The following is an 18152-nucleotide window of genomic DNA, read 5'->3' on the forward strand; positions in this document are numbered from 1 at the left end:
TTATCGGTTGGCAGAAAGGGGAATTGCGATGAACGCGGAAATTATCGTTGCCGAGACCGAATCCCAGGACCTGGACGTGCTGGCGGAGGACGTCTTCGACACGTCGGCCAGCATGACGGAAGCACGCAGCAACAACGTCTGCTGTTGACGGCTCCCCTCGGGGCGGCACCTTCCCCCGGTGCCGCCCCGGGGCGGTTCACGACCTGGGAGGCACTGTGCTGGCCAAGAGCCGATATGTGATCGTCAGTGAGAACACCTATACCGATGCGGCCGGCCGGCGTGGTCGCCTGGTGTACAACACCGCGACGACGCGCGTCTCGCTGCTCGGCCAGGAGGCGGCGCGGCAGCTGGAGCAGAGCGCGCCGGACGACATGCCGCCGGCTCTCGCCGACCGGCTGCGGGGGCTCGGACTGCTCACCGAGCTGACCCCCGAACAGGAGATGCAGGACGTGGTCGCCGCCCAGAAGGCCGCGGCCGACGACACCGCCGACCGGGCGTTCGTCCTGCTGCCCACCTCGTACTGCAACATGGGCTGCGACTACTGCGGACAGACCCACGTGCGCGGCGGACTGACACCCGACCACCGCGGGCACGTGGTCGACCGGGTGCTCACCGCCATGGCGCAGCCGGGCACCGACCGGGTCGAGGTCCGCTGGTTCGGCGGCGAACCGATGATGGCCTACGCCGTCCTGCTCGCCATGTCCAAGGAGTTCGTGGCCGGCTCCGCGGCGACCGGCACCCCCTACCGGGCGACGATGACGACCAACGGCGCACTCCTCACCGTACGCAAGACGCGCAGGCTCTACGACGACTGCGCCCTCCGCGAGGTGTGCATCACCCTCGACGGACCGGCCGAGATCCACGACGAGCACCGGCCGCTGAAGTCCGGACAGCGCTCCTACCAGCGCATCCTCGACCTGCTGCGCGACCTGGTGGCCGAGGCCGACACCTTCCCCGAGCTGTCGGTGATCCTGCGCGTCAACATCGACGTACGCAACCGCGGCCACGTCTCCGAACTGATGCACGACCTCGCGGCAGCGGGCATGGCACACCCGATGGTCACCATCGACCTGCACGGCGTGTACGCCTGGAGCAACGACGTCTCCGAAGTCCGCCTGGACCGCGAGGACCTGGCCCGCCAGGAGGTCGAGTGGATCCGCGAGATCCTCGGCCTCGGCATGAACCACGCCGTCCTCCCGCGGGCCCGCGCCGGCAAGATCTGCCCCGCGGTCACCCGCTCCCAGGAGGTCATCAGCTCCTCCGGATCGGTCTTCAGCTGCACCGAGCACCCGCTGGTCGACCGGCACGAGCGCGAGGACGTCCTGACACCCGTCGTCGACCTGCCGACCCCGCGGCTGCGCCCGCGCGGCGACTACGACGACTGGCACGAGAAGCTGAGCACGTCGTCCGTACCGTGCTCCGGCTGCGCGTTCCTGCCCGTGTGCGGCGGCTCGTGCCCCAAGCACTGGAGCGAAAACGACCCGCCCTGCCCGCCGTTCAAGACGAACCTCCAGGGCCGCATGGACGTCGCCGCCGCCCTCAACGGCCTCACGACCGCCACGGACGAACTCCAGCACGCCGGCGGTGCCTGAGGTGAAGGTGCTGCTGCTCTACCCGCCGCTGACGGACCCGACCGCGCCGTACCACAGCCTCACCTACCTGCGCAGCCACGTCGTCGCCCAGGGCTTCCCCGACGTCGGCATCCGGGACACCAACGTGGAGGCGTTCCACCACACCCTGCTGCCCGACCGGCACCGCGCGGTCGTCGAGCGCGCCCACCGCCGGCGCGCCCACCTGCTGGCCGCCCGCGACCTCACCGCGGAGGAACAGCGGGAACTGGCCCTGCTGCTCACCGCGGAGGTCAGCGACCTGCGGGCCCTCACCGCGGCCGTCGACACCCTCCGGTCGGCCGAGGAGTTCTACGACTACCGGCGCTACCGTGCCGCCGTCGGCCGTATCCAGGCGTGGATGGGCCTGCTCTCCACCCTCGGACACCCCGGCCAGTTCCGCGGGTTCGAACTGCACGCCGCACCCCACCTGAACGTCTCCGACACCCGCACCCTGCGCTCGCCCTCGGTGCTCGCCCGCGTCAACGCGCCCTTCCAGCCGTACTACGACGACGTGCTGCTGCCCGAGATCGAGGCCGCGCGGTACGACATCGTCGGGCTCAACATCACGTACACGGCACAGCTGCCGTTCGCCCTCTGGCAGGCGGCACTGCTCCGCGAGCGGTGCCCGGACACCACCTTGATCTGCGGCGGCACCGAGGTGTCCGACCTGTGGAAGTACAAGGCGAGCGAACGGACGTACGACGAGCTGCTCGACGCCTTCGACGCCACGGTCATCGGCGAGGGCGAGTCGGGGTTCCTGTCGCTCCTGCGGGCCCGCTCGCACGGCACGTGGCCGGCGACCGGCAACGTCCGCCCCGCGGCCAGGCACCGTGCCCCCGCCCCTCGCCCGTCCCCCCGCCCGTCCGCCCGCCCTTCCGCGCCCACGCTCCGCATCGAGCGCCTCGCCGACCTGTCGGCCCCGGACTACACCGGCCTGCCCTGGCACCTCTACCTGTCGCCGCACCGGTTCGTCTACTACAGCCCCACCCGCGGCTGCTACTGGAACAAGTGCACGTTCTGCGACTACGGACTCAACGGCGACGGACCGACGAGCCCCTGGCGCCAGGACCCCGTCGACAAGGTCGTCGACCAGGTCGCCGAGATCTCCCGGCAGGCACCCTTCGTCTACTTCTCCGTGGACGTGCTCGCACCCGCCATGATGCTGAAGTTCGCCGAGGCCGTGACGGCCCGCGGGATCGACGTCAGCTGGGGCGCGGAGATCCGCCTGGAGAAGTACTGGTCGCCGCAGAAGTGCGAAGTGCTGCGCCGCAGCGGCTGCGTGGCCGTGTCGGTCGGCTTCGAGTCGGGCAACGACCGCGTCCTCGGCCTGATCGACAAAGGCGTCACCGTGGAGCAGACGCGCAGAACGGTCCGCAACCTCGCGGGCGCGGGCATCGCGGTCCAGATGATGGGCTTCACGGAGTTCCCCGGCGAGACGGCGGAGGAGGCCCTCGACTCCGTGCGGTTCCTGGCCGGGATCAGGGACGACTGGACCTTCGGCGGCCTCGGCAGCTTCGACCTGACATCGGGCGCCATCATCGCCAAGGACCCCGGACGCTTCGGGGTGAAGGACACGAGACCGGTCCCCGGCACGGACATCCACCGCCTGCTCCGCTACCGGCACGACGAGACCTGGACGGACACCGACCACGCGCGCGTCACGCGGGGCAAACTCTCCCTCCAGCGCGCCGAGTTCGACCGCCCGTGGGTGGGCGGCACCGACACCCCGCACTCGTACTTCTACCACCGGCGGTACGGCGTACGGGTGCTCGACGTCATCGCCGAGGGCCGGACACCCCGGCGCCCGTCGGCCGCGCCCGGCCGGCACCTCCTGAACGGTCGCGTCATCGCCCTGCCCGAGGGGTGGACCGTCGACGGGTTCCCCACGACCGGCACCCCCCGCGTACGCCGCCACGCGCCGGACGAGACACCCAAGGTGCCGTTCGTCCGGCAGGACGGCTCCGTGTTCGCCCTGCCCACCGTGCTGGCCGAACAACTGCGCACCTACGAGACCGTCGGCCGGGAGGCAGGACCGGCGGACCACAAGGCGCCCCCCACGTGGGTGACCAAGGCACTGAAGGCGGACATCCTGGCCCCCGCCCCCGCCCCCGCCCCGGCCCCCGCATCCACGCCCCTCTCCGCCCCCGAGGCCGTGGCGGCGCTGTCCCGGGAGGCCGGATGACGCCCGAGGCAATGACGGCCGAGGCACGGCTCCGGCGCCCCGGCCGGCCCCACGTCCTGATCGGCGCGTGCGGATCGGCGAACATCCTCAACCTGCCGACGTATCTGACGACGATCGCGAGCGACTGCGGGGCGGAGCTCCGCGTCGTCCTCACCGCCAGTGCGGGCGCCTTCCTGCCCGCCGCGTCCCTCCGGCTGCTGGTCGAGCGGGTCGCCGCCGCGGACGACCCGCCGCTGGCGCACAACCACGTCGAGTGGGCGCGCTGGGCGGACCTGGTGTGCGTCCTGCCGGCCACCGCGCACACCATCGCCGCCGCCGCGCACGGCCTCGCGGACAGCTTCCTGACCACGACGCTCCTCGCCCACCACCACAGCGTCACCTTCTTCCCCAGCATGAACGAACAGATGCTGGGCAACCCCGCGGTCCGGCGGAACATCAAAACCCTCCGCGAGGACGGCCACCAGATCGTGCTGCCCCGCCCGGGACTGTCGTACGAGGCCGCCAGCGGCACGTACGAGGAGCGGCTGAGCGTCCCGGGCCCCGAGGCCGTCGCCCGGTACGTCAGCGGAGCGCTGCGGCTGCGCACCGGCGCCGCGGGGAAAGCGGCGAAAGCGGAAACGGCAGAGGCAGGTGAGGCACCGGAGGTGAAAGAGAAGGGAGAGGTGCCGGAGGCGGTAGAGAAGGGAGAGGTATCGGAGGCGGCAGAGAAAGGGGAGTCACGTGCAGCCGGTTGAGACGACGACCGCGCCGCAGGACACCACGAAGCCCGCCCACCGCGACCCGAACGTGCTGCGCTGGCTGACCGCCTACACGGCCTCCGCCATCGGGGACAGCGTCTACTTCCTCTCCCTGGGCTGGGCGGCGAGCCAGGCCACAGGGCCGGCGCAGGTGGGCCTCGTCCTGTTCGTGGGGGCGGTGCCGCGCGCCGTCCTGATGCTCGGCGGCGGCCTGGTCTCCGACCGGTACGGGCTGCGCCGGGTCGTCGTCGTCAGCGACACGGTCCGCTGCCTCACCATCCTCGCGGCGGCCGCGGTGCTGGCGCTCACCTCCCCCGGCGTGTGGCTGCTACTGGTCGTGGCGCTGGTCTTCGGCATGGTCGACGCCGTCTTCATCCCGGCCGTGAGCTCCCTCCCGCCCCGCATCACGCACCCCACCCAACTGGTGCGCCTCCAGGGCATGTACGCACTCGCGATGCGGCTCGGCGGCACCCTGGGCCCACCGGCCGCGGGCCTGGCCATGGCAGCCGAAGGCCCACCGACGGCCTTCACCCTCGCGGGCACCCTGTTCGCGGTGTCCCTGGCACTCCTGATGACGGTCCGGGTCACGGTGGGGTGGCCGGTCGCCGGGGTCCGCCCGGGCTCGGGCGGCACGGGGGACGAATGCGCGGGGCCGCCGGTCGCCGGGGCTCGCTCCGGCTCGGGCGGCACCGGGCATGAACGCGCGGGGTTGCCGGTCACCGGGGCTCGCTCCGACTCGGGCGGCACCGGGCACGAATGCGCGGGGCCGCAGGTCACCGGGGCTCGCTCCGGCTCCGGCGGAACCGGACACGAAAGCGCGGGGTTGCCGGTCACCGAGACCCGCGCGAACTCCGCCAGCACCGGACACGAACGCGCCGGGCGGCCGGTCACCGCGACCCGCTCCGGCTCCGGCTCCGGCCGCACCGGGAACGAACTGGCCGCCGGACTGCGCTACATCCGGCACCACCCCCTCATCGGCCCGCTCGCCCTCAGCAGCTTCCTCGTGACCCTCGGCACGAGCGGCCCCCTCAACCTCGGCCTCGTCCTGCTCGCCGACGAACGCGGCTGGGGAGCCTCCGGGGTGGGCTGGATCGTGGGCGCCTTCAGCGTCGGCGCAGGGGCGAGCGCCCTGCTGCTGATCGTCCTGCGCAGACCGCCCCGCGCCGGACTCGTCCAGATCACCGCCCTGACCATCGGTTCGGCGGCCATCGGCTGCCTGGCGGCGACCGACGCCCTGACCGTCGCCGCGGGGCTCGGAGCCGTGGCGGGACTCGTGTTCGGCGTCGCGGGCGGCCTGACCGCCGCGCTGGTCCAGGCGTCGGCGGACCCCGCGTACCTCGCCCGCGTCATGTCCGTCATCAGCCTCGCGAGCTTCGGCCTCGGCCCTCTCGCCTACGCCGTGTTCGGCGGAGCGGTGGCGCTCTGGGGCACCGCCCCCACGTTCCTGACCTCCGCACTGCTCACCGCCCTCGGCGCCACGGTCCGCCTCGCCTCTCCCGCCGTACGCCGGGCCGAGCTGCCGTCGGGGTGACCCGCGCCGCGAGACCTCCTGGCAGTCGGAGCGTCTTCTGAGGTCCACACGGTCTGGATCGACGCCGTTCACGCAGGTGCGGCCTCGGACGGCGCCGCAGGATCCGGAACAACTTGGTGTGCGGAGCCGACAGAACCGGGTAACGTCTCGGTCATGTTCTTCCAGACGCCGATTTACGAGTGAGAGCGTGACGGGCCCCTGCTGACGTCCTTCGACGTCGCCGCGCCCGTCCCCCACCGATGAATCCGTAGATCACTTCACACCATTTCGGGAGAACCCGTGAGCAAGAACATCAACAACCCTGTCGGCATGGGTGGCGGCAAGCGCAAGAGGCTGTCCCGCGCCGAGCGGCAGAACAACGGTCCGCACCGCAACCTCGACCGCCAGGGTGCCGCCGACCAGAAGGCGGAGCTGGTGCGCAAGATGCGCGAGAAGGTGGGCGCGGCCGAGGGCGACGCCGGGCAGACGAGCGACGACACCGCACAGAGCTGACGCGCTGCCGCCGCAGGGCGGCACCGCACGGATCAGGGCCCGGACCGCGACGCGCAGCCCGGGCCCTGCTGCCGTACCGGGCGCGGCTGGTCCCACTCAGTTCTCGGCCGAGCCCCCGCAGGCATCGCCACAAGCACGTTCCCCGTGTCCAGCCCGGGGGGACCGGCATGCTCTCGCTGTTCACTTCCGGTGCCGCCGGCGATCCCGGCGCACGTAAAGGCCAAGGAGAGCAATAAAGACGAATGCGGTCCCGGCTGCGAGCCACATATGCCATGGCTCCCCTCTGGGACCCGCGAGATGAAGCACCGCAGCCGCAATCTGCACCCTCATGGCGCCTACTGCTCCTCCTTCTGCGGTGGGTGACTGGTTCTCTTGGCCTGAGGGGTCGGGGCAGTTGAGGCGTCCGTCGTCACTACGCCGCCGCCCTGGCTGGCGATGCCCGTACCGCCGGCGACGTGAGCGAGCACGGTTCAGGAGCGGGTCTTCCGGTGGGCGAGAAGAGCGAGAACAGCGAGAACCACTCCACTCGCTACGGCTATCGCCCCAAGTGCGATCGGGACCGCGTCACCGGAAATCGCCCCTGCGATGCATGCGCAGCCCCCTCCCACGAGCACTATTGCGGAGAAATTACGCGTACCTCTGACTGCGTCACCCATCGGCGTCCTCGGTCGCTGCTGTAGGAGTACGTGGTGACCCTCTCGCCGGCCTCGTCCGCGACCGTGATGACGGAGCCGAGCGCATCGGTGAGGTAGCAGGAGGTCTTCCCGTCCCAGGGCATGGAGTTGAGAGTGCCCCGAGGCTCACGGTTGAAGCCCGTGCCCGCACCGGTAGTTGAGGTCGCCGACCGTGAGCGAGGTGAGCCGGCCGTGATCCGACCACCCCCATGTAGCTGGTCTTCATGCCGCTGACGGCGTCGGTCCTGGTGCGGATCTTGTCGCCGTCGGCCTTGCCGGCCGGGTTCTGGCAGTAGTCGGCGTTGCCCGCGGGCGTGTGGGCCGGCAGGGTCCGGGAGCCGTCCTGCAGGAGTCGTCGCGCCGGCGCACACGGCCCTCGGCATCAGAGACTGACGCTATCCGCCCGTTCGGCGCGTAGGCGAGATGGAGGCCATCTCCCGGTCCCTCGTTGTTCGGCGCCAGGCGGTAGCTGTCGGTCGTAGCCGACAGTTTGTAAGGCGTGCCCTCCGGCGCGCTGTAGCTGCCGTCGCTCTGCTTGGTGCAGGTCACCTTCGTGCCGTCCGCATGGTGCAGGACGACCGGTCGCTACGCTAAATCGTCTTCTACTGCTTGACCGCCGAGGCCCAGCGGGTTGCGTCAACCAGCTCGCCCGCTGTGCCGGGACAGGGACCGATTGGTACAGACGTGGACCGTCGACGGCAGGTACCGATCACCAGCTGGTCCCTTTGGTCCGTGCGCGGAGAAACATGAAGAAGTCGTCGATCTCCAGTACCTCTTCGTCGGTGAGGGAGGGCACCCGCCATGCCAGTCGGGCACCGTGTTCCATGAATGCGGAGGGAAGACCCGTGCCGTAGGTCTCCACGTACTCGGCTGTGTCGCGGCGCCAGTAGAAGGTTCCGTCACTGTGCAGGGCCGACCCGCCCATGACGGAGAATTCGGTCCCCACGACGTCCTCGGTGAATCCCATGAGAGCGATGATCACAGGTGCCGTCCGCAGGTATTCCGCCACGCGTCCGCGTTCGTTCACGGGCAGCTGGCCGGAGAGTTCCCGGATCTCGTCTGCGCGGCCGGTGAAATGGGACTGGCTGGAGCTGTCGCCGAACAAGCCGAGCGGGGTGACCTGGCGCATGGGACGTCCTTCCGGAACGAGCTGTCGAACGGGCCGCCATCATCTTCATGGCCACCTCGGGCTGCACCTGGACCAACTGCCACCATGTTTCGGCCTCTCGGACGTAACCGCCTTTCGGAGGTTCGCCCTCAAGGCGCGCCGCTGTCGATCCGGTGTCTCCGCCGCCAACCTCCACGACGTCGCTGCTCGGTAACCGGCCCCCTACGCTGGACCCCGCTCATAGGGGCTGTCGTGACAGATGAGAGGGTCGGGCGGGTGAGTGAGACACCGACGAACACCCTGCAATACCGCTTTGACGGGCCAGAAGACGCGCCCGTCCTGATCTTGGGTGCCTCACTTGGTACCACATGGCACATGTGGGACCGGCAGATACCCGAGCTGATCCGGCACTGGCGGGTCTTCCGGTTCGACATGCCGGGGCACGGCGGGGCGCCCGCGCACCCGTGCGGGTCCGTGGGGGAGCTCGCCGAGCGGCTGCTCGCGACGCTCGACGAGCTCGGCGTGCAGCGCTTCGGGTACGCGGGCTGTGCCTTCGGCGGCGCCATCGGCGTCGAGCTCGCGCTCCGGCACCCGCAGCGCGTCGCCTCGCTCGCGCTGATCGCCGCGTCGCCGCGGTTCGGTACGGCCGACGAGTTCCGCCAGCGCGGCGTGATCGTGCGCAGCAACGGTCTCGACCCCATCGCCCGCTCCGCCCCCGACCGCTGGTTCACGCCCGGCTTCGCCGCGGCCCAGCCCGCCATCACCGACTGGGCCGTGCAGATGGTGCGGACCACCGACCCCGGCTGCTACATCGCCGCCTGCGAGGCCCTCGCCGCCTTCGACGTGCGCGCCGAGCTGGGCCGGATAGGGGTGCCGACGCTGGTGCTCGTGGGGTCCGAGGACCAGGTCACGGGGCAGGGGGAGGCCCGCACGCTCGTCGCCGGGATCCCCGACGCGCGGCTCGCCGTCGTGCCGGGCGCCTCGCACCTCGCGCCGGTCGAGCAGCCCGCCGCGGTCACCGACCTCCTCGTACGCCACTTCTCGTCGGCCTGGCAGCCCGCCACCGAGGCGACCGTCGGCCAGTCGGCCATCTCCGCGCCGCCCGTCAAGCCCGTCCTCGCCCCGCCGCCCGTCGCGCCCGTCGCCGAGATCGCGGCCGCGGAGCAGCCCGCGGCCGTGCCGGGCGGGGCCGGTCCCGATCTGTACGAGGCGGGGATGAAGGTCCGTCGTGAGGTGCTGGGTGACGCGCACGTCGACCGGGTGCTCGACGCCGCGGACGACTTCTCCGGAGACTTCCAGCAGCTCGTCACGCGCTACGCCTGGGGCGAGGTGTGGAACCGGCCAGGCCTGGACCGCCGCTCCCGCAGCTGCGTCACGCTCACCGCGCTCGTCGCGGGCGGCCACCTCGACGAGCTCGGCTTCCACACCAGGGCCGCGCTGCGCAACGGCCTCACCCCGGCGGAGATCAAGGAAGTCCTGCTCCAGGCCGCCGTCTACTGCGGCGTCCCCGCGGCGAACTCCGCCTTCAAGGTCGCGCAGGCCGTGATCCGTGAGGAAACCACGCCGCAGGAGTAGCAGGATGGGAGGCATGACGACTTCTCCCGACACCCACTCCACGCGCGCGGAGCGCATCACGTTCACGAAGAAGTCCCACGCGTGCGTGCGTCTCGAAAAGGACGGACGCACGCTCGTCGTCGACCCCGGCGGCTTCAGCGAGGACGACGCGGCGCTCGGCGCCGACGCGATCCTCGTCACGCACGAACACCCGGACCACTTCGACGAGGGCCGGCTGCGGGCCGCCCTGGAGGACCGCCCCGACGCCGAGATCTGGACGCTCAGGTCCGTCGCGGACAAGATCTCGGCGGCCTTCCCCGGGCGCGTCCACACCGTCGGGCACGGCGACACGTTCACGGCCGCCGGGTTCGACGTCCAGGTGCACGGCGAGCTGCACGCGGTCATCCACCCGGACATCCCCCGGATCACGAACGTGGGGTATCTGGTGGACGGCTCGGTGTTCCACCCCGGCGACGCGCTCACCGTCCCCGACCAGCCCGTCGAGACGCTGATGCTGCCCGTCATGGCCCCCTGGAGCAAGATCTCCGAAGTGATCGACTACGTACGCGAGGTCAAGCCCCGGCGCGCCTACGACATCCACGACGCGCTCCTCACCGACCTCGCCCGGCCGATCTACGACAACCAGATCGGCGCCCTCGGCGGGGCCGAGCACCTGCGTCTGACGCCGGGGGAGTCGGCCGCTCTGTGACTGTCAGTGCCGCCCGGTAGGTTGTGAGGCATGCGCATTGCGACCTGGAACGTGAACTCGATCACCGCTCGTCTGCCGAGGCTCCTGGCCTGGCTGGAGGCCACCGGCACCGACGTCGTGTGCATACAGGAGACCAAGACGACGGCCGAGGGCTTCCCCACCGAAGCCCTCCGCGAGCTGGGGTACGAGTCGGCGGTCCACGCGACCGGCCGGTGGAACGGCGTGGCGCTGATCTCCAAGGTCGGCCTTGAGGACATCGTCAGGGGCCTGCCGGGCGACCCCGGGTACGACGGGGTGCAGGAGCCCCGCGCCGTCTCCGCGACCTGCGGCCCGGTCCGCCTCTGGTCGGTGTACGTGCCGAACGGCCGCGAGGTCGACCACGCGCACTACGCGTACAAGCTCCAGTGGTTCGAGGCGCTGAAGGCCGCGGTCGCCGGGGACGCGGGCGGCTCCCGCCCCTTCGCCGTCCTCGGCGACTTCAACGTCGCGCCGACCGACGACGACGTCTGGGACCCCGCGCTCTTCGTGGACTCCACGCACGTCACCCCCGCCGAGCGCGCCGCACTCGCCTCCCTGCGCGAGACGGGCCTGACGGACGTCGTGCCGCGCCCCCTCAAGTACGACCACCCGTTCACGTACTGGGACTACCGCCAGCTCTGCTTCCCGAAGAACAAGGGCATGCGCATCGACCTCGTGTACGGGAACGAGCCGTTCGCGAAGGCCGTCTCCGATGCCTACGTGGACCGTGAGGAGCGCAAGGGCAAGGGAGCGTCGGACCACGCGCCGGTGGTGGTCGACCTGGACGTCTAGGACACGCTCCAGGGCCTCAGGGCACGAGCAGGCGCAGGTCCACCGACTCCGCCAGTGCCGCGAGCCCCGCGTCGCCCGGATGCAGGTGGTCCCCGCTGTCGTAGGCGGGGAGGATGCGCGCCGGGTGCGCGGGATCGCGCAGCACCGCGTCGAAGTCGAGCACGGCGTCGAAGTCGTCCGTGCCCCGCAGGTAGGCGTTGACCTTCTCCCGCTGTGCGTCGGCGGCCCCGGTGCAGAGCCTCTCGCCCTCGCACGGTGCGATCGTCGCCGCCACGGCCCGCAGCCCGCGCGCGTGGGAGCGGTCCGCGATCTCCCGCAGACCGGCGATCACCTGGTCCGCCGAGGCGCCCCAGCGCACGTCGTTGACCCCCTCGAAGACAACGACGGTGCGTGCCGACGTCTGGGCGAGGACATCGCGGTCGAGGCGGTGCAGGGCGCTCACGCCGCCCGTGTCGGTGGAGACGCCGTCGCCGGGATAGCGGTCGGCGATCACGCGGTTCGCGGAGATGCCCTGGTTGAGCACTCCGTAGCGCGGGACGGCGGACTGGTTCCGGAGGCGGTCCGCCAGGACGTCGGGCCAGCGCCTGTTGGCGTCCTGCGTGGACTTCGCGCCGTCCGTGATCGAGTCGCCGAGCAGCACCACGGACCCGGGCCCGCCGCCCACGTCGACGCCGGTGAGCAGCGGCCACGTCGTGATCGTCGAGGTGTACGCGGCGGGGGAGCCGTCCGCCGTGTGGTCGCCGGGGACGCTGACGTACGACCGCTGCACGGCCTGGCTGTGCACGGGCGCCGCCGCCACGGGGCCCGGCAGGTGGAAGCTGACCAGGAGGTTCGCGTCGGCGGGCACGTCGAAGCCGAGCGGATCGCTGAACGCCTGGGCGCCCGCCGGGATTTCCGTCCCGGAAGAGCCGCGGAAGGACAGCCTCCGGGGTTCGCCCCGCGCGCCCGCCCCGGACTCCTGCACCGCCACCGTCGCGCTGCCGATCCGTACCGGGGCCGCCGCGAAGGTGTTGTCGAGCCGGACACGGACCCGCGGCCCGCCCGTGCTCGTGTGGACGACGAGCCGCACGGTCCGGTCGGCCCAGGGACCCACCGCCGTGTAGCCCGAGGCCGACGCCGACCAGGTGCCCGTCCAGCCCCTCGCCTCCGTCCGCACCGACAGGGCGAACACGTGCAGGTCGGCGGCGCCGGGGTCGCGCGGCAGCTCCACCGAGGCGACCTCGCGCCCCCGGGCCAGCGGCACCGAAACGACGTAGAGCCGCGCCTTCTCGGCGAGTTGGCCGCCGGGCGTGTTGATGTGCGGCAGGGCCACGGACTTCGTGGCGAGCGGGCCCGAACGCCAGTCCGGCGCGGTGAGCCGGAAACCGCCGCGCGAGCCGTCCCGGTACCGGACCGTCCCCGTGCCGCTCGCCTCGCCGCCCGTGCCCGCGACCAGGAAGGCCAGGGCGTCGCCACGGCCGCGCAGTCGCACCGACTGCCCGTCGGCGCGCACGTTGTCCGGGGCGCCCGGCGCGGTGCGCGGCCAGGTGAGGCGGGCCCCGTCGACGGCGAGCGAACGCCCCGGAGTCCAGCCCGCCGACGCCAGGTCCCGCGCGGACAGCGAGCGGCCCGACCCGTCGAAGTCCGCGTCGGCGGGCCGGGCGTCGTCGCTCACCGCACGGTTGTCGAAGAGCCGTTCCAGGGGGAGCGGCCCGGCTCCGCGCGGGGCGGCGGCCTGCGCCGACGCCGTGGGTACGAGGCCCGTGAGCAGGGCGAGCACGGCGGCCGCCCCCCAGATGTGTCGGCGCACGACGGACCCCTCCCGTATTGGCAGATGCGCCATGAAGCTAAGGAGGCGCGGGGGACGAGTCAATGAGGAGAGCGTGAACACGACACGAACTCGCCCGGGGGCGGCGCGAAGTCGCCGACCGCGCCGACCGGTCCGTCAGCGCTCCGCCGACACCAGCCCCTTCTCGTACGCGATGATCACCAGCTGCACCCGGTCCCTGGCGCCGAGCTTGGCGAGCAGCCGGGTCAGATACGTCTTCGCGGTGGCGACGCTGAGGCAGAGCTCCCCGGCTATCTCGGTGTTCGAGAGGCCGCGGCCGACCAGGGTGAGCACCTCGCGCTCGCGGTCCGTGATGCCCTCGACCGGCGCGTCGCGCGGCGGCGTGTGCACGGGGCGGTCCGCGAACTCCTTGATCAGACGGCGCGTGACGCTCGGCGCGAGCAGGCCGTCGCCGGTCGCGACGGTCCGCACCGCCGCGAGGATGTCGTCCAGGGCCATGTCCTTCACGAGGAATCCGGCGGCCCCCGCGCGCAGCGCCCCGTACACGTAATCGTCGTCGTCGAACGTGGTCAGGACGACGACGTGCGCGGGCGCCGGGCCCGATGTGATGAGCCGGGTGGCCTCGATGCCGTCCATGCCGGGCATCCGGATGTCCATCACCACGACGTCCGGGCGCAGTTCGGCGCACCGGCGGACCGCCTCGTCGCCCGAGGCCGCCTCGCCCGCGACCTCGATGTCCGGGGCCTCGGTGATGACCATGCTCAGGGCGGTGCGGACGAGGGGCTGGTCGTCGACCAGCAGGACGCGGATCGTCATCGGGCGTCCGCCGTGGCCGGGACGGGCAGCCGGGCGCTCACCCGGAAGCCGCCTTCGGGGCGTGGCGCGGCACTGAACTCGCCGTGCAGCAGGGCGACCCGCTCACGCATGCCGAGCAGGCCGTATCCGCTGCCGTGCGGCCGCGCGCCGGCGCGGGCCCGCCCGGAGTCCTCGATCTCGATGACGACCTCCTCGTCGTGGTGGTCCACGGACACCGTGCAGGACGTGACGCCCGCGTGCCGCACCACGTTGGTGACGGACTCCTGGATGATGCGGAACGCCGACAGGTCGACGTCCGCGGGCAGCGGCCGCCGTTCGCCGCGCCACACCACGTCCACGCGCACCCCCGCGGCCGTCGTCGACGCGGCGAGCCGTGCCACGTCCGCGAGGCCCTCGGCCGGGCCGCGAGGCGCCGTCTCCCGCGCCCCGTCAGGGCCTCGACCGCCGCCGTCACCGTCGCTCTCCCGCAGCGCGCCCAGCATCCGGCGCAGCCCGGCCAGGGTCTCCCGGCCCGCCTTCTCCACCGCGACCATCGCCTCGCGCGCGCCCGCAGGCTGGGTCTCGACGACCCGCGCCGCCGCGCCCGCCTGCAGCGCGATGATGCCGATGCTGTGCGCCACCGTGTCGTGCATCTCCCGTGCGATGCGCAGCCGTTCGGCGGTGACGGCCTGTGCGGCGGCCTGCGCGCCGAGCCGCTCCGTGTGGGCGCGGGCCTGCCGCACCGAGTTGCCGACCAGCCAGGCGACGGCGGCCGTCAGGGCGACGGTCTGCCAGTCCGACCAGCTGGAGCTGATGGTGTGGTCAAGGCGGAGGGGGAGGCCGAGGAGCCGGCGCAGCAGGGCGTAGCCGGGCAGGACGCAGAGCGCCAGGACGACGGCGGTGGCGCGGGCCCGGCGGGCCCCGGTCGCCACGACGTAGCCCATGGCGATGTCGACCGACGCGTACTGCGCGAACCCTATGTTGGTGGCGCCGATCGCGAGCGTCGCGGCGTACGAGGCGGCGACGAGCAGTCCGAGGGCCACCAGCGGGTGGCGGCTCAGCAGCCGGACGACGGACAGCGCCATGCCCGTCGCGACGGCCACGAGCAGCCACTCCCACGGCCCTGGTGCCTCCTGCGTGCTGGTCGGCAGCCACGAGATCCCGTAGTACGCACGGGCGCCGGAGGCCGTGCCGAGGCACCAGGCGACGGCCGCCCAGACGCCCGGCGGCGCGTGCTTGAGCAGGGATATCGGCGGGGTGGCTGACATGCGCCGATCGTAGCCAGGAGGCCGTACGCCGGGAATCGACCACGGGTGTACAACCCCGGTCGACAGCCGCCGGGGTCATGGCGCACGAGTCATGGCGCACGCGGTCATGGCGCGCGGGTCAGGCCCGGCTGGCGGCCTCGTCGGCCGCTCGGATCACCACCGCGTACGAGCCGATGCCGAGCAGGTGGGAGCCGGGGACGCGATGGCCCCGGGAGGTGTGGAGGGTGTGGACGCGGCCGGACTCCGGGTCGAAGGTGACGTCGGTCAGGGTTCCGACGGCGTCGCCCAGCTCCGTCAGCAGACGCTTGCCGAGCAGGTCCTGGCTCTCGGGCGAGTCCGTGGAGGCGAACCGGGCCGCCGACGCCGCCCCGACGACGACCGCGTCCGGCCCCACCGCGTGCACGTCCGCCCAGGCGACGACGTCGGCACCGCCCTTGACGCCGTTCAGCCGGATGGCGGTGATCAATGCCTCTTCCGGCGGCGAGACGACGAGCCCGGCGACCGTACCGATGTGCGTGGCGTCGGCCGCGCTGACGACCGGGCGCCCCACGGCCTGACTGAGCAGCATCATGAGATCCGCCCCTTCCCGGTTTCCCCGGTTTCCCACGCTTCCCCGGCAGCGCCGGGCCGGTTCGCGTCGGTGAGGGGCCTGGGCGGATCTCCCGCGTCCGCGAGCCATCCGCGCCGACTCCCCACCACCGCCACCAGCTCGCTCAGCTCGTCCACCGCGTGCTCCGTGTCGCGGGCGGGGATCACCAGCGTGTCGCCCGTCATCGCCGAGCGTTCGCCGAGGGGCAGGAAGACCTTGCGCTCATGGCGGCCCAGCGCCTCCGTGGAGGCCATCTCGATGCCGGCCACCCGGCCCTCACGGCCCGCCTCGACCACCACGTCGAGCACCGTGCCCACCTGGACCCCCTGGTCCGTCAGGACGCGGGCCCCGCGGAGCAGGCCGCCGGACGCCTCCTCTCCGGAGGCGACGGCGGAGCGGTCCTCCAGCGCGTCGGCCGAGGTGATCATCACGGCGTCCGTGCCCAGGGCGTGCACGGCCGACCAGGGGACGCTCTTGCGCAGCGGCCCGGACAGCAGGCCCCGGCCGGCCAGGGTGAAGCCGGCGATCCGGCCGCCCGCCCCGTCCAGCACGACGTCCTTGACCTGGGCGACCGCCTCGCCGTCCAGTGTGACCACCGGGCGCTTGGTGAGGTCGGTGGCCGGGATCAGCGCGGGGACGGGCGCCGTCATCGGGCGTTCCCCCGTCCGGACCCGCGGCCCCTGCGCACCACGATCACGCCTCCGCCGCGCCGCCGGGCCTGTACACCGATCACCGCGGCGGCCAGCAGCCCCACCACGACGACCACGGCGATCAACCACGCCCACCACACCATCGCCCACCTCCGGACCGAGCGGAACCGACCCCCGCGGGCTGTCACGGGTACCCCGCCCCGATCCGCTCATTCCGTGATCAACTGATGCAAGATACATTCTTGGACCTACGGACTTGGACATACGGAATCAGCGCCAGGCCGCGCATCCGGCGGGCGCCACCCGACGGAGAGGCCGACCATGAACATCCCGTTCCTCGACAAGTGGCGCAGGCGGCACTCCGCGACGGACGGGGCCGAGGGGCTCGCGGCCGCGTTCGAGGAGGATCCGGACGGCGTGGCCGCGCTGCTCTCCGAGTGCGAGCTGCTCCGGTCCCAGGCGAGCGCCGCCGGGTTCGAACTGGACGACTCCCCGGCGTCATTGGCGGCCCTGGACCAGCTCCTGCCGCGCTGGCGCGACGACCCCGAGCTGCTGCCCTGGCTCGGCAACGACGCGGGGCTGTACCTGGGCTCCGTCGTGGTGCGGACGGTACCGGGCGCGACCTGGCACGTCTGGCCGGGCGGCAGCCCCGTCGTGCGGCTGAGGACCGGGCGGGACATCCACGTCGTCGAGGCGGGGCTCGACTGGGCGGTGCAGGGGGCGCCGCAGCTGTCGCAGGTCTACGGAGAGGCCTCCGAGACGTGAGCGACGGGCTTCCGGCGCGGCAGACGTAACCGGAATTGCCTCAAATACGGTTAATGCCCATAAGTGCGTGTCGTCCAGTAAGTCCCGTTTTCACGTGGATAGTTTGCGCGGACGTACACAGCTGAGAGTGGGCAGGTCTTGCCATGGCCGTCGATCCTTTGATCGAGCTGCGTGATGTGAACAAGTACTACGGAGAGCTGCATGTCCTCCAGGACATCAACCTCACCGTCGGCAAGGGGGAGGTGGTCGTGGTCATCGGCCCGTCGGGGTCGGGCAAGTCAACACTCTGCCGAACGATCAACCGGCTCGAAACCATCCAGTCGGGAGAGATCAGGCTCGACGGGCAGCCACTGCCCGCCGAGGGCAAGGCACTCGCGAGGCTCCGCGCCGAAGTCGGCATGGTCTTCCAGTCCTTCAACCTCTTCGCGCACAAGACCGTCCTCCAGAACGTCTCCCTGGCACAGATCAAGGTGCGGGGCCGCAGGAAGGACGAGGCCGAGAAGCGGTCCCGCGAACTCCTGGAGCGCGTGGGCCTGTCCGCGCACGCCGAGAAGTACCCGGTGCAGCTCTCCGGCGGCCAGCAGCAGCGCGTCGCCATCGCCCGCGCGCTGGCCATGGACCCCAAGGCGCTGCTCTTCGACGAGCCGACCTCGGCCCTCGACCCCGAGATGATCAACGAGGTCCTCGAAGTCATGCAGCAGCTCGCGCGGGAGGGCATGACCATGGTCGTCGTCACCCACGAGATGGGCTTCGCCCGCTCCGCGGCCAACCGCGTCGTCTTCATGTCCGACGGCCGCATCGTCGAGGACCGGACCCCCGAGGACTTCTTCACCCGCCCGGAGAGCGAACGCGCCAAGGACTTCCTCTCCAAGATCCTCAAGCACTGACGGGGGGACGTGCTCGTGAAGCG

The 18152-nt window shown here is 71.9% G+C and carries 17 protein-coding genes; 10 read left to right on the forward strand and 7 right to left on the reverse strand.

Going from position 1 to position 18152, the window contains the following annotated elements; all coding sequences use genetic code 11:
- The first annotated feature begins 215 nt into the window (after nucleotides 1–215).
- From AB0H82_RS05815 to AB0H82_RS05835, 5 genes are all read left to right on the forward strand, one after another.
- Entirely contained in the window at nucleotides 216–1592 is a 1377-nt protein-coding gene (locus AB0H82_RS05815) for a radical SAM protein (RefSeq protein ID WP_362989184.1), read from the forward strand.
- A complete protein-coding gene (locus AB0H82_RS05820) occupies nucleotides 1585–3792 on the forward strand; it encodes a B12-binding domain-containing radical SAM protein (protein WP_362989186.1) in 2208 nt (735 codons plus the stop codon). The genes AB0H82_RS05815 and AB0H82_RS05820 overlap by 8 nt, the downstream gene beginning before the upstream one ends.
- Complete coding sequence (locus tag AB0H82_RS05825) at nucleotides 3789–4526, forward strand: flavoprotein (RefSeq protein WP_362989188.1); 738 nt, start codon at nucleotides 3789–3791, stop codon at nucleotides 4524–4526. The genes AB0H82_RS05820 and AB0H82_RS05825 overlap by 4 nt, the downstream gene beginning before the upstream one ends.
- Nucleotides 4513–6060, forward strand: a complete 1548-nt coding sequence (locus tag AB0H82_RS05830) for an MFS transporter (protein ID WP_362989190.1) — start codon at nucleotides 4513–4515, stop codon at nucleotides 6058–6060. The genes AB0H82_RS05825 and AB0H82_RS05830 overlap by 14 nt, the downstream gene beginning before the upstream one ends.
- A gap of 279 nt (nucleotides 6061–6339) precedes the next feature.
- Nucleotides 6340–6552: a DUF6243 family protein gene (locus AB0H82_RS05835; protein ID WP_030778304.1), complete on the forward strand. Its 213-nt coding sequence runs from the start codon at nucleotides 6340–6342 to the stop codon at nucleotides 6550–6552.
- A 1383-nt stretch (nucleotides 6553–7935) separates the two neighbouring features.
- Here AB0H82_RS05835 and AB0H82_RS05840 read toward each other — a convergent pair.
- Entirely contained in the window at nucleotides 7936–8355 is a 420-nt protein-coding gene (locus AB0H82_RS05840; protein WP_362989193.1) for a hypothetical protein, read from the reverse strand.
- Between the two features lie 255 nt (nucleotides 8356–8610).
- Between AB0H82_RS05840 and pcaC the strand changes: the two genes are divergently transcribed.
- From pcaC to AB0H82_RS05855, 3 genes are read left to right on the forward strand one after another with little or no spacing between them, the layout of a single operon-like run.
- Nucleotides 8611–9909, forward strand: a complete 1299-nt coding sequence (pcaC, locus tag AB0H82_RS05845; protein ID WP_362989195.1) for a 4-carboxymuconolactone decarboxylase — start codon at nucleotides 8611–8613, stop codon at nucleotides 9907–9909.
- A gap of 55 nt (nucleotides 9910–9964) precedes the next feature.
- Nucleotides 9965–10597: an MBL fold metallo-hydrolase gene (locus AB0H82_RS05850; protein WP_362989279.1), complete on the forward strand. Its 633-nt coding sequence runs from the start codon at nucleotides 9965–9967 to the stop codon at nucleotides 10595–10597.
- Nucleotides 10598–10627: 30 nt separating this feature from the next.
- The gene (locus AB0H82_RS05855) at nucleotides 10628–11407 is read left to right on the forward strand and encodes an exodeoxyribonuclease III (protein ID WP_362989197.1); all 780 of its coding nucleotides are present in this window, start codon (nucleotides 10628–10630) and stop codon (nucleotides 11405–11407) included.
- A 16-nt stretch (nucleotides 11408–11423) separates the two neighbouring features.
- On the opposite strand, the gene AB0H82_RS05860 is transcribed toward AB0H82_RS05855, so the two are convergent.
- The 6 genes from AB0H82_RS05860 to AB0H82_RS05885 form a co-directional block, all read right to left on the reverse strand.
- On the reverse strand, nucleotides 11424–13229 hold the full coding sequence (locus AB0H82_RS05860) for an SGNH/GDSL hydrolase family protein (protein ID WP_362989199.1): 1806 nt from the start codon (nucleotides 13227–13229) through the stop codon (nucleotides 11424–11426).
- 102 nt (nucleotides 13230–13331) lie between these two features.
- Nucleotides 13332–13991: a response regulator transcription factor gene (locus tag AB0H82_RS05865; protein ID WP_362989201.1), complete on the reverse strand. Its 660-nt coding sequence runs from the start codon at nucleotides 13989–13991 to the stop codon at nucleotides 13332–13334.
- Nucleotides 13988–15238 carry a histidine kinase gene (locus AB0H82_RS05870; protein ID WP_362989203.1) on the reverse strand — a complete coding sequence of 417 codons (1251 nt, stop codon included), beginning with the start codon at nucleotides 15236–15238 and terminating at the stop codon, nucleotides 13988–13990. The genes AB0H82_RS05865 and AB0H82_RS05870 overlap by 4 nt, the downstream gene beginning before the upstream one ends.
- Before the next feature lie 118 nt (nucleotides 15239–15356).
- Complete coding sequence (locus tag AB0H82_RS05875; protein WP_362989205.1) at nucleotides 15357–15809, reverse strand: PRC-barrel domain-containing protein; 453 nt, start codon at nucleotides 15807–15809, stop codon at nucleotides 15357–15359.
- On the reverse strand, nucleotides 15806–16477 hold the full coding sequence (locus tag AB0H82_RS05880; protein WP_362989207.1) for a PRC-barrel domain-containing protein: 672 nt from the start codon (nucleotides 16475–16477) through the stop codon (nucleotides 15806–15808). The genes AB0H82_RS05875 and AB0H82_RS05880 overlap by 4 nt, the downstream gene beginning before the upstream one ends.
- Nucleotides 16474–16620 (reverse strand): hypothetical protein, encoded by a 147-nt coding sequence (locus AB0H82_RS05885; RefSeq protein WP_362989209.1) that lies wholly within the window; start codon nucleotides 16618–16620, stop codon nucleotides 16474–16476. Before AB0H82_RS05885 ends, AB0H82_RS05880 begins: the two co-directional genes overlap by 4 nt.
- A 178-nt stretch (nucleotides 16621–16798) precedes the next feature.
- Here AB0H82_RS05885 and AB0H82_RS05890 point away from each other — a divergent pair, with 178 nt between their 5' ends.
- Together AB0H82_RS05890 and AB0H82_RS05895 are read left to right on the forward strand one after the other, a co-directional pair.
- A complete protein-coding gene (locus AB0H82_RS05890) occupies nucleotides 16799–17242 on the forward strand; it encodes a DUF6278 family protein (protein WP_362989211.1) in 444 nt (147 codons plus the stop codon).
- A 143-nt stretch (nucleotides 17243–17385) separates the two neighbouring features.
- Nucleotides 17386–18129 (forward strand): amino acid ABC transporter ATP-binding protein, encoded by a 744-nt coding sequence (locus tag AB0H82_RS05895; RefSeq protein WP_362989213.1) that lies wholly within the window; start codon nucleotides 17386–17388, stop codon nucleotides 18127–18129.
- The last annotated feature ends 23 nt before the right edge of the window (nucleotides 18130–18152 follow it).

Source organism: Streptomyces sp. NPDC050732 (assembly GCF_040654255.1).
Lineage (GTDB): Bacteria > Actinomycetota > Actinomycetes > Streptomycetales > Streptomycetaceae > Streptomyces.

What these genes read in the sequence shown, in the direction of transcription:
- AB0H82_RS05875 (WP_362989205.1), bottom strand. Translation starts at nt 15,809, where the DNA reads ATGATGCTGCTCAGTCAGGCCGTGGGGCGCCCGGTCGTCAGCGCGGCC.
- AB0H82_RS05870 (WP_362989203.1), bottom strand. Translation starts at nt 15,238, where the DNA reads ATGTCAGCCACCCCGCCGATATCCCTGCTCAAGCACGCGCCGCCGGGC.
- AB0H82_RS05890 (WP_362989211.1), top strand. Translation starts at nt 16,799, where the DNA reads ATGAACATCCCGTTCCTCGACAAGTGGCGCAGGCGGCACTCCGCGACG.
- AB0H82_RS05880 (WP_362989207.1), bottom strand. Translation starts at nt 16,477, where the DNA reads ATGACGGCGCCCGTCCCCGCGCTGATCCCGGCCACCGACCTCACCAAG.
- AB0H82_RS05885 (WP_362989209.1), bottom strand. Translation starts at nt 16,620, where the DNA reads ATGGTGTGGTGGGCGTGGTTGATCGCCGTGGTCGTCGTGGTGGGGCTG.
- AB0H82_RS05865 (WP_362989201.1), bottom strand. Translation starts at nt 13,991, where the DNA reads ATGACGATCCGCGTCCTGCTGGTCGACGACCAGCCCCTCGTCCGCACC.
- AB0H82_RS05825 (WP_362989188.1), top strand. Translation starts at nt 3,789, where the DNA reads ATGACGCCCGAGGCAATGACGGCCGAGGCACGGCTCCGGCGCCCCGGC.
- AB0H82_RS05840 (WP_362989193.1), bottom strand. Translation starts at nt 8,355, where the DNA reads ATGCGCCAGGTCACCCCGCTCGGCTTGTTCGGCGACAGCTCCAGCCAG.
- AB0H82_RS05860 (WP_362989199.1), bottom strand. Translation starts at nt 13,229, where the DNA reads ATGGCGCATCTGCCAATACGGGAGGGGTCCGTCGTGCGCCGACACATC.
- AB0H82_RS05895 (WP_362989213.1), top strand. Translation starts at nt 17,386, where the DNA reads ATGGCCGTCGATCCTTTGATCGAGCTGCGTGATGTGAACAAGTACTAC.
- AB0H82_RS05855 (WP_362989197.1), top strand. Translation starts at nt 10,628, where the DNA reads ATGCGCATTGCGACCTGGAACGTGAACTCGATCACCGCTCGTCTGCCG.